8 protein-coding genes are annotated in these 14,005 nt (G+C 39.4%); all 8 read right to left on the bottom strand.

The features are described from left to right. Positions 1-22 precede the first annotated feature (22 nt). Positions 23-1,027 (bottom strand): TlpA family protein disulfide reductase, encoded by a 1,005-nt coding sequence (locus tag QVC79_RS07275; RefSeq protein ID WP_270592225.1) that lies wholly within the window; start codon positions 1,025-1,027, stop codon positions 23-25. Between the two features lie 59 nt (positions 1,028-1,086). Beyond that, complete coding sequence (locus QVC79_RS07270) at positions 1,087-2,001, bottom strand: hypothetical protein (protein WP_287642461.1); 915 nt, start codon at positions 1,999-2,001, stop codon at positions 1,087-1,089. Positions 2,002-2,021: 20 nt separating this feature from the next. Beyond that, on the bottom strand, positions 2,022-3,518 hold the full coding sequence (locus tag QVC79_RS07265) for a RagB/SusD family nutrient uptake outer membrane protein (protein WP_270592219.1): 1,497 nt from the start codon (positions 3,516-3,518) through the stop codon (positions 2,022-2,024). 18 nt (positions 3,519-3,536) lie between these two features. Continuing rightward, positions 3,537-7,046, bottom strand: coding sequence for a SusC/RagA family TonB-linked outer membrane protein (locus QVC79_RS07260; protein WP_270592216.1), 3,510 nt, complete (start codon positions 7,044-7,046; stop codon positions 3,537-3,539). Positions 7,047-7,215: 169 nt separating this feature from the next. Next, positions 7,216-8,379, bottom strand: coding sequence for a FecR family protein (locus QVC79_RS07255; RefSeq protein ID WP_124315982.1), 1,164 nt, complete (start codon positions 8,377-8,379; stop codon positions 7,216-7,218). An 88-nt stretch (positions 8,380-8,467) separates the two neighbouring features. Next, complete coding sequence (locus tag QVC79_RS07250; protein WP_270592212.1) at positions 8,468-9,013, bottom strand: RNA polymerase sigma-70 factor; 546 nt, start codon at positions 9,011-9,013, stop codon at positions 8,468-8,470. A gap of 154 nt (positions 9,014-9,167) precedes the next feature. After that, positions 9,168-10,580 (bottom strand): RagB/SusD family nutrient uptake outer membrane protein, encoded by a 1,413-nt coding sequence (locus tag QVC79_RS07245; protein ID WP_270592209.1) that lies wholly within the window; start codon positions 10,578-10,580, stop codon positions 9,168-9,170. A gap of 7 nt (positions 10,581-10,587) precedes the next feature. Continuing rightward, positions 10,588-13,953, bottom strand: coding sequence for a TonB-dependent receptor (locus QVC79_RS07240; protein WP_270592208.1), 3,366 nt, complete (start codon positions 13,951-13,953; stop codon positions 10,588-10,590). Positions 13,954-14,005: the final 52 nt, after the last annotated feature.

The following is a 14,005-nucleotide window of genomic DNA, read 5'->3' as shown; positions in this document are numbered from 1 at the left end:
TACAATACGAAATCAAAACTCATCATTCAACATTCATTCTAGCTTTCAATATTTCTTCCCTTACTTTTTCACCCCGTAAACCACGAGCAAGAATCCGGCCTTTCTTATCAATCAAGACAATAAAAGGAATACCGTAAAATCCATAAGCTTTTTGTATTGTGTTCGGAGCATCGCCCACGGTAAAGCCTTCTTTATTCCACAACATTACCCAAGGTAAATTTTCTACTTCAAGCATATTTCGCCAATCTTTCTCTCGTTTGTCAAGTGAGATACTAATAAAAACTAGATCATCATCTTTCAATTCATTATAAATTGGTAATAAGCTTTTCATTTCCTGCCGACAGGGTCCACACCAAGATGCCCAAAAATCAATCAAAACGAATTTCCCTCGAAAGTCACTTAAACGAACCGGCTTACCATCAGGATTAACATAGGTAAAATCATAAGCTTCTGCCCCAATTGCAAAACGAGACAAGCTGTCCACTTTACAAGCCAACCACTTCACAGATAAAGCATCTTTCGCAGACTCGGGAACTAATTCCAACAACATTTTATTGGTCTCGTAATCATCCGTTGCTGCAAGATAAGCAAGAGCACTATACATGGTTCCCTCAAGTTGCCCCTTTACCTCGCTCCCGATAATTTTAGGGACAGCATTCTTTCCTTTAGGAATCCATGCTGAAATTTTCAAAAAATCATCAATACCGGTAAATGCTAACGAACTATTTTCCAGACTCGTTGCATCATAAAAACCTTTGATTATTACCTGATTATTAGTCAAATACACGGGCTGTCTCGTTTCTCCCATACAAAGGATATATAGATCGGGAGTTATTTCCCTCGGTCCCATTGAAAACGTCCCATCTTTCGATACCTTTGCTGACAAAAGTTGTTGTCCATCTATTGTTTCAAGATGAATTTCCAACGGTTTTAATATTCGTAATTTACCGGAAATTTTCAGTCCCACTTGTGCATGTAACGCCATACTCCCCAACAGGAGTATACACAATATAGTAAATCTTTTCATAGTATTACTTTTATTTTGGCAGGTTGTACAAGCACAACCCGCCAAAAAATATATAAAATTTATTGTGTAATCTTGGCATCCCCAATAGCTTGCAGATCGACCTTGTAATTGGTCTTATAATGCTCTATGATAATATCGTATTTTTTACGAATCAACCCATTCTTATCTTTATCCGAATGCAATATACCTTTACTCGTGTAATCATTAGCTTGGGGTTTTGCAATTAAATCACTATAAGGAGTAGAAATAATCGCATTTATATAATTCGGCCAATCATCTTTTTGATTTTTTGAAGCCTTTACAAACCCTCGTTCGTACATATTTTGATTTGTCACGTTATCCGTATAATTTGTTCCTTTATAAAATTCCGGAGTCTGTACAGTTTTAGCATTATCGATTAACCGAATCAAAAAAGTATTATTTATATCCACCCTAAATTGGTTCTGCTGAGTAGCAGTCATCGAAAGTATTGACTCTGCTCCCCAATTTACAGCCAAATAATCAAATCCATTTACCACATTTGCAAGAGTATGGGTTCCAGCATTCTTCACATTATACAATTCACTGCACAATAATAACTTCAAAGGCATACAACGACGTAACATGGTATCTTGATAAAAGCGAAGAAATTTGTTCTCTAACAAATCAAGTTGCTGTCCGACATAATTCTGGTCCGCTTCCGTAGCTTTTATTCCAGCTTGCCACGTAGCTCCTCCATCAGAAGTTCCTTTATCATAAGCCTCATTCCATCCTGAAACACTCCAATAAATATCCCGTGGTTGGTATTCATATAAAATAAAAAAATTACATCTATTTTTCCAGTCAACAATCCGATCGTCATAATCATGCTCACCCTGAGGAACAGAATAACCAAATTCCGGTCGTGTTGTAGGAATCAAATTGTCGTCATCACATGCTATCATGCCGTAAATAAAGACACTTAAACCGATATATAACATTATCTTTTTCATCATATTCATCATTTAAATTAATATCATGGATTCGGAACTAACAACGGGTTACGCTCTCTAGCATTATCCGGAATAGGTAATACGTAACGAGGAGACTTTTCTTCCAAAACAAAAGTTTGCACATTGGTCGCATCCAGAAAGTATTTATGTTCGATACGAGGCATTCCCATCCGTCGCAAATCAAACCAACGATGACCTTCAAAACTCAATTCCCGACGACGTTCATTTTTATAAAATTCAAACAATTCATCGGGATCTGTAATTTCAACCTTCATATACTCTACATTTCGAATGTCATAACGATTTTCCCGTAATTTATTCAAGTCGTTTAATGCATCTTTACGATACTGATCATCACCGGTTTCCATATACTTCCGTACATAAACTTCCGTACGATTTAAATAAAGTTCAGCAGTCCGAATTCCTTTTCCCGCTGCATACTTCTGATTATACCCTCCCTTCCAACCAAAACGAATATAATATTCCAACATATAAGTTGTAGTTGAGAAATAAGCAGCGTAATAATAGTAAAGACGCGCTCTTAAATCCAAATAATTCAACGAATTATCTGACGTTTCATACAAAGCCATCAACTCTTTCGACACGACATAAGGAGAAGAACAATTCAAACCAGTCGCATACAAAGGCGAACCATCATATTCTGTAAGATCTCCAAACTTCCAGATCACTTCATCTCCAACAGCATCACTATATATGCCAATCTTTGATTGAAGTCCCAAATCACTCATACTAACTAAAGAGGTTAACTCTGATTTTTCAGCTAATACCTCATTTGAATACTCTAATGATTTATCCCACTCCTCCATATAAAGATATACTCGGGATAAAATAGACTTTCCAACCAAGTAATTTACCTTATACAATGAAACAGATTTGTTATAACGTTCCAAAAGATCAACCCCCTCCAACAAGTCTTTTTCTATTTGCTCATAAACTTCCGCTACTGTATTACGAGCAAAAAATTCATCGGTCACTTCCATTTTCAATTTTAGTGGGACGCCCAAATTTTCTTCAGGATTTCCCACATTATACGGTTGACCAAAAAGATTTACCAACATAAAATAGTACCATCCACGCAATACGAGAGCTTGCCCTCGCATATTTTCTTTCGTTTCAATGTCCCCGGATACTCTATCCAAATAACCTAACACAACATTACATCCCATTATTTTCGCATAATAAGCACTCCACGCATCAACACCATCAACACTTGCCATTTCCTCAAACATATCCTCGCTCCAAGAAAAAGCGGGACGTGCATTTTCCAACCCAACTTCCAAGGTCTCTTCCCCGGAAATTCCGTTACATTCCATATCATCTGTAAGATGATCCAAAAAACGACTGAATTTCGTTTCCATCGGGTAAGCCTCACCAATCATAACCTGCATCAAATCTTCAACTGTTGTCGGACGAACTTCATCCTGACTCGACTCCTCTAGGAAGTCGTTACAGCTTACCAACATCCAAGCGATGAATATCCATAGCAAACTATATTTCATATATTTCTCCTCCTATCATTAAAAACTTATATTTAAACTTAACGTATAATTTCTGGAAATCGGTTGTGATCCTGTAGCTACTTCCGGGTCTTTCCCCTTAAAATCTTTACTAACAATTATAAATGGATTAGTCACATTAAGACTCATCGCTATGTTGCGTGCAAAACCAGCTATCTTTTTTCCGGAAAGATTATAGGCTAACGAAATATTATTACATCTCAAGAATGAAGCATTAACTACTCTTGTATCAGAAAAATTATACATCCTGTACAAGTCATCACTCCCACTAGGAAGCATAATACCCCCTTTCTTTGATGCTGGTAGTGAAGGAATATCCGTTAGCAACTCATCTCCCGGTTTTCGCCATCTATTTACTAAATCTTTTGGTAAATTATTATACTCCCAAGGAGTATCATTAATCATGTCTGCTCCAAACATGGTCGCTAAGAATTTTTTACCACCAACTTGAATATTAAAAGAAGCAGAAAGGGATAACGACTTATATCTAAAAGACGTGTTCATTCCCGCAGACAAATCCGGATCCATTTTACCCATATATTTCATATATTGCGTGGCATCAGTTTCTGCTAAAGCATTATTTTCCATTCCACTCAAGTTAAATACCGGAGTTCCGTTTTCCGGTGACAATCCTGTCAACTCAAATGCCCAAAAAGCAGAAACAGGATAACCATTTTGGTTTAATGACCCGGAAACAGCTTTTTGCCAAGACTGATTTGTCGCTAACGTAGAGGTCACTTCATTATAATTTTTCGATGTATTAAAACCTAAAGACCATACAAAATTTTTCGTTCTTACTGGAGCGAAACTAAGACTTAATTCCCATCCAGAGTTTTCCATCGAGCCGCCATTCATCGGCATTGAAACAACTCCATTTTCCAATGGAACTTCTCGATTCACAACAATGTCAGTTCCTTTCTTGTAATAATATTCGAATGATCCTGAAATTTTATTTTTCCAAAATACGAAATCAACACCTAAGTTGATATTTCTATTTTTTTCCCAACGTAACGTGGGATTGGGTAAACTTTTTATTTTCAACAAATATTCTCCGGTAGGACGAGAGATTCCTGCTGCCCCTGAAGGGATATAAGCAATCAAATCCGGTCCGGTATTCTCCACGACATTCCCTTGATACCCATATGTTGCCCGAAGACTTAATTCATTCAAAAAATCTTGTCCTTCTAAAAAATGTTCTCTCCCCATATTCCAACGTAGCCCAACAGACCACACCGGTTGAAAACGAGCGCTCTTATCCTGCCCGAAACGATTGGATGCATCTGTACGAATACTCGCATTCAACACGTAACGTTCGTCATAAGTATAGGTTAATGCACCATAGAAAGAAAGGTAATTTGATTTCCGGTCTACTACGGTCTGTGTTAAATTGTTATACAAACGATTAGCCATCAAGTTTCCATTAATATCTTCTACCGTTGCCGATGGAGCCATGATTGATTTGCCTCGATCCGGCAAGTATCCATACAACGTCTGAGCCAACCCATCATATTTGCTACTTTTACATTCTTGTCCTACCATTACGGTTAATAAATGAGTGCCAAAATTTTTCACATAATTCAACGAATTTCTCCATGTATAATTCGCATTACGATTATCAGATGCATTCAGCATTCCACCATGAGGAAGTACACTTTGTTTATATTCCGCATCAGTAGAAGAATAGGCTCCAAATTCGTAACCTCTCAAAGTTGCAATATGATTAGTCCTCTCTGTCAAATACGATTCTGCATGGGAGGACGAATAATTATAACCGAATGTTGTCTCAAACCGTAACCCTTTTATAATATCCAATGTTGCACTAATATTCATATTAATACTATTCGTAGTATTCATGTTTCCTGAATTTTTCAATTCATTTAGTACATTATACTTATACCGATTTTCCGCCGTATAATATGCCAATTCTCCATCCTCATCATAACAAGATATCACACGACTCGTTGTAGAGGCATAGCTATAAGGATTTACCTTATTAAATCCATTCGTTTCATTAACACTACCTGCAATACGTCCATTAATTTGTAAACGATCCCACAACTTCGTTGTCAGCGTGATGCTCCCCGAGTATTTCTCCGAATCATTTCCTTTGGCTGTACCATTCGTTCTTGATACTCCAAAAGAAGCATAGTAAGTTGTTTTATCACTTCCTCCGGAAATGTTCAAATTATGATTATGACTGAAAGGATTCTCAAACAAAATATCAAACCAGTCGGTATTGACCGTTTCCAAACGTTTTACCTTAGTATTAAATTCATCATAAGAAATTTTCTCCAACAAATATTCCGATACCAATTTTTCATACCCTACAGGTTGCAGACTATGAGCAGAAACTAGTCCATTTTCATACACTTCTCGTGAAACATCAACACGTTCCTTGGAATTCATCAAATTCAGTTTATCATACGTAACTTTAGAACCTATTGAAAAATTACCTGAATAACCAACAGACAAACGACCGGTTTCTCCTTTTTTTGTCGTGATAACAATAACCCCATTAGCAGCCTTAACCCCATATATTGCCGTAGACGAAGCATCTTTCAAAACAGTAACATCTTTAATATCAGATGGATTCAACCAAGAAATAGCACTTCCCACAAAGTTCCGAATGATATCAAAATTATCAGGGTCATGGCCAAATAATGTTAATTCCTCTGCCTTAAAAGGAAGCGGATCCTCCTGAATAATTCCATCAACTACCCAAACCGGTTCTTGACTTCCTAATAACGTTGAAGTTCCTCGAACTCGTACTTTCTGACGGGTTCCCACCATTCCATTTTGATTCGTAATGACCACCCCGGGTAACTTACCTTGTAACATCTGTTCCAAAGACTCCGTTCCTGTAATCACTAAATCCTCTCCTTTAACAGTACTAACAGATCCTGCCATATTGGATTTTTTTATTGTCTGATAACCTGTTACCACGACCTCCTCCATTTCCCGAGAATCGTCTTCTAAAACCACGACTAGATCCTTTTGTCCTTTCCAAACGACCTCTTTCGTCTTCATCCCGATGAAAGAAAATAACAAATTAACCGTATCACGAGTCGCATTCATCGTAAATTTACCATCTATATCCGTGGCAACACCTACCGCAGTTCCTTTCACCAACACTGTTACCCCCGGTAACGGTTCCCCCTTTCTATCTTTCACTACACCTTTAATTACTCGTTCCTTAACTTTAGGATTCTCATCCTTCACCCGGATAATTACCAAACGGCCATTGATCTCGTAAGTCAATTTTGTATTCGCCAAGCAAATGTCCAGCACCTCTTTCAAATCCGCTTGTTTCACATTCACGTTTACAGAAGAAATCTGATCCACGTCTTCAATTGAATACAAGAAGGTATATTCACCTTTCTGTTCAATCAACTTGAACACATTTTCCAACCTCCCGCTTGTCATCGAAATATCATACTTCGTTGTCTGGGAATACGCTCCTGCCATACTTTGCAGGACACACACTAAAAGTAGTAATACTGTCACTTTCATCTTTAACAAACTAATTTGCAACTTTCCCCTCTTGAGAAAGTCAAATTCTCGTTTTTTTTTCATAGTTTTGTTTAATTCTTTAAGGTTAAACTCTATTGGTTGTTTGTTGGAGCAAACTACCAATAATGAAACTTTAAGCAGGGAAGTGTTGGAGCACTTTCCTGTTTTTTTATTTGGCTCGCACTATAATTTTCTGTTCATCTACTATAAAATTCACTTTCCCAGTCTTTTCTAACATTTCCAACGTTTCGGATATATCTGCATATCGCTCCACGATTCCGGAGAAAAGTATATCCTTCACCCGACTTTGTTCATAAAATACCGTCACGTTATACCAACGAGACACATCATCCAGTATCGTCTCTAAACGTTCCCGACGAAACACAAACCTTCCTTTCGTCCAAGCACTGTAAGCAACTGCATCAACTTCACGCACAGCAAGTTTGTTTTCCCCTACCAATAAATCCGCTTGTTGATTCGGTAAAAGTTCAATACGTTGCGTGGGAGTTTTCACCTCAATTTTACCACTCACCAAAGTTGCCGTCGAACGATTGTCTGCAGCAAAAGACCTCAAATTAAAGGATGTCCCCAGCACCTTCACCTCCATTCCATTTATTTCCACGATGAAAGGCTTGCTCTCATCCCGCTCAACTTCAAAATAACCTTCACCATCCAAACGTACCCGCCGTTCTTTTCCCACGAAAGCAATCGGGTAAGTCAATCTAGTCCCCGCATTCAACCATACTCTCGACCCATCAGCTAATGTTACTTGAAATTCTCCCCCATTCGGAATTTCCAACACGTTAAGTCGTTCTTCCTTCACGGTGGATTCCGTTTGATACACTAACGTCTTATCCACTTGTTCTATTTTCCCTGAAAGGCTGTCTTCAACAATCACCGTGTTATTGTCTGCTAAAACGACTTGTTCCCCATTATCCAAATGCAATATCGCCTTTTGTGTCCCCGGTGTAATCCGGGCTACTTTTTTACCTTCCTGTACCGAATCCTTATTATCCGACATTTGGAAGGCAAACCATCCCGCCACCACCAATATCATCACGGATGCCGCATACCCGATCCATCGCAACGACAACCGAGACCTTTGCGGAGCTATCTGTTTTTCAATTTTATTCCACACCTGTTCCCGATGTACATTCCGGTATTCAGCATAACTCCGACTTAATGAACTTCCTTTTGCTAATTCATCGAATATCTGCCTATTAAAATCAGATTCCTCCAACCAAGCAAGCAGTTCTTGCTTCTCCTGCCCGGTAAGTTCCCCGATTTTATCCTTATAGATCAATTCCGCTATTCGAATATATTTTCTAGTCATATCTATTCGTTTATATTCCTAGAACAACTGAAATAAAAAAGCGGGTAGTGAAAAACTTAAAAAAATCGATCTTTTTAGTAAGGATGTTCTAAATAAGAAACAGAAGATAAAATTGATCTTTCAATTTATCCCGTAATAGCTTGTAAGCATTCTTTTTATGGAATTTCACTGTATTCAAAGAAATTTGCAACTCATCCGCAATTTCCTGATTATCCATCCCCTCCAAATTCAACAGACACACCTTTCTGCAATGTTCCGGCAAAGAATCAATGGCCGTAAAAATTAACCGGCGTGTTTCTTCTTCAATCACCGACCTCATATAATAAAGCTCCGCATCCTCGTCTTGAAGGATTTCATTCACATAACTTTGCTCTATCTTACGATGTTTCAGTACATTCAAAGCCTTATTCCGCACCGTAGAATATAAATACGCCTTCACGGAAAGTTCATCCGGAAACTCCAGTCGATTTTCCCATAAAGCCAGAAAAGCATCCTGCACAAGAGATTCACTCTCTTCTCGCTCTCCCAAATAACGATCAGCAAAAAGAACCAAGGAATTAAAATATTGATTGAACACCGACTTAAAATCAAGCCGTGTCCCACTAGTTAACTTAAAACAATAATCCCTGTTCATACCTATCATCCATCTCTATGAATGGCAAATATGCAAATAAATTTTGAATTATCCTTCATGCTGCTTGACGAAACAAAAATATGATACCAAAGGAGAAACCATGGTTAATGACTTCTTCCTTTGGTATCAAATGATGTTTATTTTTTCAAAAATGCTACATGGGTTTCTGTTCCGCCTTAGAATTATGTTCCAATTCAGCACGAGGAATCGGGAAACACAATTGATCATCACTTTGGAAATTCGGATTCATGTCTTTCAATTTCCGGTGGCCACCCTCATTATATCTTACCGTCAAGTAAAAGATTCCACCATTCTCCATTCCCAATTCCCGGACATTCTCCCGGAAAACTTCTTCCAACACCTCTGACAGAGAAGAGTAATCTGCCTCATCAAATAACGTATTGCCTGACCGTTCCCGCAGAACATTCAATACATCAATACAATCCTTTATCGATGCATTTGTCCGGGCCATTGCCTCCGCTTTTATCAGGTACATCTGGGCAACCCTCATATAATACATCGGACAATCGCCACTCGTGACGTAATGTTTTTTCCACACGATAGCCTTTTTTGCCAGCGTCCCACTACCGATCATCATGGAATCCAAAGTCACCGCATAACGTTTATCCTTCGGCGTCAATATCTCAAGAAACAGCTTACTCGGCTTATAAGTTCCACCCCCGAATAATTTCAACAGACTCCCCACATTCGTCATCATTGTAGGCACACTCTTCAAATGCCTTGTAAACATTAATTCTTTCGAATTATACCCATTCGTGAAAATATCCCCATACGTAGCCTCCAAACCAAATTCACTACTACCAATCACCTCATCAACCAACCGGATCGCCTCGTCATAATCCCCCTCGGCACCCCGATTCATCAATAAATCAGCCTTGAAAGCCTTTGCTGTTGTTGCACAACCACGGTATCTGGAATAAAATTCCGGTCCATACTTGATGGCATAATCCAAATCCTCGAAAATTTTCTCGTAACTCTCTTTCACAGAACTACGCCCTTGATTATTATTTGAAAGAGCGGAAGGTTCCAACCGGATAATCGGCCCGTAATCACTATTTGTATCCCAGAAATAACCATATCTCCGAAGTAAAAATGCATGAGCAAAAGCCCGAGTAAACTTTGCTTCCGCCAACATCTCTGTTTTCCGGTTCTGCCCGAACTTACTTTCAGATAATTTCTCCACGTTATAAATAAAATTATTCGCGGCATTCACCATTTTATAAACAAGTTGCCAAGGAGCAGAAACGTACCCATCCTCATCATTCATCTCGAATTCCAACAATTGGTTCAACTCAAATGTCGTACGGAAAGTACTATCCAACAAGCCGATACGATACTCGTTATCACTAATATAGAAAGCACTCATTGTTCCGTATGACGTCAAATAAGAGTAAATCCCATTTAATGCAACCTCTGCCGAGGATTCATTCGTGATTGCATTCTCCCCAACCAAATTATGAGGGGGTAACTCCTTTTCAAACATACTGTCACATCCCGTTGCCAAGATACAAAGCAGGAATATCCAACTATATATAAATCTATTCATAACTAAATCATTTAACAGTTAATTTTAATCCAAAATTAAACGTACGTGTTCTCGGGTAAGCATCCGAATCTATGGCTGCTCCCTGAATAGTATTACTACTATATGACTCCGGAGAAGGACCCGGATAAGAAGTAAACGTACACACGTTATTTGCCGAAACAAAAACACTGGCATTTCCAAAAATCTTCGTTTTGCTCACAATGGATTCCGGCAATTTATACTCCAGATTTATATTTTGAATTTTAAGGAAAGAAGCATCGTGAACAGAGAAATCTGTAAAGTCCGTATTCAAGAAGTCGATTCTCACACATGGATAATTGCTCGTCGGATTTTCCGGAGTCCAACGTTTTAGAGCAACATCCAACACGTTTAGCGTACCGGCTGAAGAAAAAGTAAATTGATTTGCTTCCGCCAGCCAAGCCTTTTGCGCCCCGTAACTAAATGTTCCCTGTATGCTTAATGTCAATCCTTTCCATCTCAAACGAGTATTAAAACCTCCTTCAAAATCCGGACGGGAACATCCCAAAACAACCTTATCATCCATATTACCGTAATCCCGATTCACCCGGCCATCACCATTCTGGTCCACAAATTTCAAATCACCCGGTATCGTCTTCCGGTAAGAATACTTTTCCTGATACATATAATCTGGATTCAACGACTCGTAATAATCAACTTCTTCCTGCGAACGGAAAACACCATCTGTCTCGTAACCATAAATCAATCCCAACGATTTACCCTCTTGGATAACGGTATTTCCCAATGAAGTAGAACCCGGTGAAGAAACGAACTCCGCATCAAGTCCCGTGATCTTGTTCTTATTCTTTCCGATATTAAAACCGAAAGACCAGTCCCAATCTTTGTTTTGAATAATTGCGGCCGAAATATCGAACTCAACTCCTTTATTCTCGATATTGGCAAAATTCACTGTTGTTGAAGTCATTCCCGTACTTAACGCCATGGTAAACGGGTACAACAATCCTTCCGTTTTCTTCACGTAAAATCCTAATGAACCTCGTATTCTCTGATTCCGCAAGAAACCGAAATCCAATCCCAAATCATATTGCTCCGTCGCTTCCCATTTCAACTCATCGTTACCAATCTGGCTGGGAACCATCGCTGGCATTCCTTGATAATCAGTAGAAGAATATAACGTTCTCCAACCATATTCACCCACGAATCCATTACCGGACTTACCCCATCCGGCTCGTATTTTCAAAAACGACAACCAATCAATTCCCTTCATGAAATTTTCTTCAGAAACAATCCATGCCGCAGCAAAAGAGGGGAAAGTACCCCACCGATAATCGGGTGCGAACTTTGAAGAACCATCCGACCGAAGCGTTCCGGTAAATAAATATCGATCCATAAATTTATACTCAACCCTTCCCACAAAAGACAACAATTTCGAACCACTGGCACTTCCACTCAACATTCCATACTGATACGGGTTCGTTCCCTGCCAAATAGCATTCTGCACGTAATCATCCGCGAAATCAGACATGGCCAATGAATAAGATTCCGAATCCTCCTCATTATAGTTGCTCGCTAACACGGCAGACAAGCGATGTTTTTCGCCAAAACTCTTCGCATAAGACAAACGCACCTCAAGCTCCTTACTCGTTGTCTTACTATGCCTCTTCACTCCTAATCCTTTCTGGTCGCTCCAATTAAAACTCCCCTCTTCCGTCTGACTGGAAGCATACGAGTATCCTTCCCCTTTCCGTGTTTGGTAGGTATATTGTGTCATCAAAGTCAACTCCGGCAATATCTTAAATTCCAAATTTCCCGTGAGGCGAAGGTTATTACCTTCCATCCGATTCGTATTTTCTTCCATCTCGACAATCGGATTCCCCACGTAATACGTCCGTCCATACCAAGTATACGAATGGATATAATAAGACCCGTCCTCATTATAAGGTTCAAGATCAGGCCTAGCCTCTGCCGCAATCGACAAGCTACCATTATTACTCAACTGATCTGTAATCGTTCCTGCCACTTTCACGGTAGCACTTATCCACGGGTTTATATCCGTATCAAAACCAACATCATACGTGTATCTCTCAAACTCCGTTCCTTTCACCTGTCCTAACTCGTTCGTATATCCCAAAGAGGCATTATACCCGAACAACTCTCCACCCCCGCGAATGGAAACCTTATGTTGTTGCCGGGAACCATCCCGCATAATATAATCCATCCAAGGAGTATCTGCATCGCCCCAAAAACTCGGATCAGCAAACTTCTTGTATGTCGACCATTGCGTAACATCCTCATATCCGGCCGCCTTGGCAGAGTTACTGGCCGCCTCCAAGACTAACATTTTAAATTCATCCGTTGATAATGTATTAATATCCGACACTAGACTGGTCATACTATAATCAAAGCTGTAATTAATAACGGGCTTTTGATTACGCCGTCCCGCTTTTGTCGTGATCATGATAACCCCGGCGGCTGCCCTTGACCCGTAAATTGCGGCAGAAGAAGCACCTTTCAAAACATCGATACTCTGAATATCATCCGGGTTCAATTCATTAATATCAAAATCACTAGTCATGGGAACATTATCCACCACGATTAAAGGAGACGTTGCCCCACTCAAAGAGGGAACACCTCGAATCTCCAAACGAGCCGGACTACCGGGAGCCCCACTTCCCGCCAATATACTTAAGCCTGAAATTTGTCCTTGCATCATGGTCGCCACGTTCGTTGCCGTTGATTCTTCAATCACCCGGGTATCAAAACTAGCCACGGCACCCGTTAAATCCTTCTTTGTAGAGGTTCCGTAACCAATCACCACCACTTCGTCCATCTCACTCATCTCATCTTCCAACACGATATTTAACTCGGATTGCCCCGTCCATTTCACCTCTTTAGTTTTCATTCCAACAAATGAAAAAAGCAAAGTTGCCGTATCCTGTTTAACAAGATTCAATGAAAAATTCCCGTCGATCCCGGTTGCCGTACCCACACTTGTTCCTTTAATAATAACTGTCACCCCGGGTAAAACACTACCTTTAGAATCTTTCACGACACCTTTAATAATCACGCTTTCCTTCTTTTCCGGTTCTATTCCAGCCTTTTTTAATGAAATCAAGATCGTCTGATCCTCAATGGCATATTGCAGAGAAGTATTCCGTAAACACAATTCCAAAACCTCTTTTACCGAACTTCCATCAACCTTCAGACTAACATTCTTTACCCCTTGCACATCTTGCTTGTTATACAAAATGTAATAACCGGATTGTACTTGCAATTCTTTTAACACCTGTTCCAGAGATACCCCTTGAACGTCCATCTTGATTTGTTTCTGACTATAAGCAGGTATTGCAAACGTAATAACAGGCAACAATATCATGAGTACCACAAATTTCATCACTAACATTTTTTTTCTACTCCATCGCCATAAATGGAAAATTAATTCATCT

The sequence above is a fragment of the Butyricimonas sp. genome, assembly GCF_019423355.1.
In the GTDB taxonomy this organism is placed as follows: domain Bacteria; phylum Bacteroidota; class Bacteroidia; order Bacteroidales; family Marinifilaceae; genus Butyricimonas; species Butyricimonas faecihominis.
Note: the sequence above shows the minus strand (reverse complement) of the source record. Positions and strands in the feature narration are given on the sequence as shown.

Excerpts from the sequence above, each read along its gene's own strand:
- QVC79_RS07250 (WP_270592212.1), bottom strand. The coding sequence starts at position 9,013 with ATGAACAGGGATTATTGTTTTAAGTTAACTAGTGGGACACGGCTTGAT.
- QVC79_RS07245 (WP_270592209.1), bottom strand. The coding sequence starts at position 10,580 with ATGAATAGATTTATATATAGTTGGATATTCCTGCTTTGTATCTTGGCA.
- QVC79_RS07260 (WP_270592216.1), bottom strand. The coding sequence starts at position 7,046 with ATGAAAGTGACAGTATTACTACTTTTAGTGTGTGTCCTGCAAAGTATG.
- QVC79_RS07240 (WP_270592208.1), bottom strand. The coding sequence starts at position 13,953 with ATGAAATTTGTGGTACTCATGATATTGTTGCCTGTTATTACGTTTGCA.
- QVC79_RS07265 (WP_270592219.1), bottom strand. The coding sequence starts at position 3,518 with ATGAAATATAGTTTGCTATGGATATTCATCGCTTGGATGTTGGTAAGC.
- QVC79_RS07255 (WP_124315982.1), bottom strand. The coding sequence starts at position 8,379 with ATGACTAGAAAATATATTCGAATAGCGGAATTGATCTATAAGGATAAA.
- QVC79_RS07275 (WP_270592225.1), bottom strand. The coding sequence starts at position 1,027 with ATGAAAAGATTTACTATATTGTGTATACTCCTGTTGGGGAGTATGGCG.
- QVC79_RS07270 (WP_287642461.1), bottom strand. The coding sequence starts at position 2,001 with ATGATGAAAAAGATAATGTTATATATCGGTTTAAGTGTCTTTATTTAC.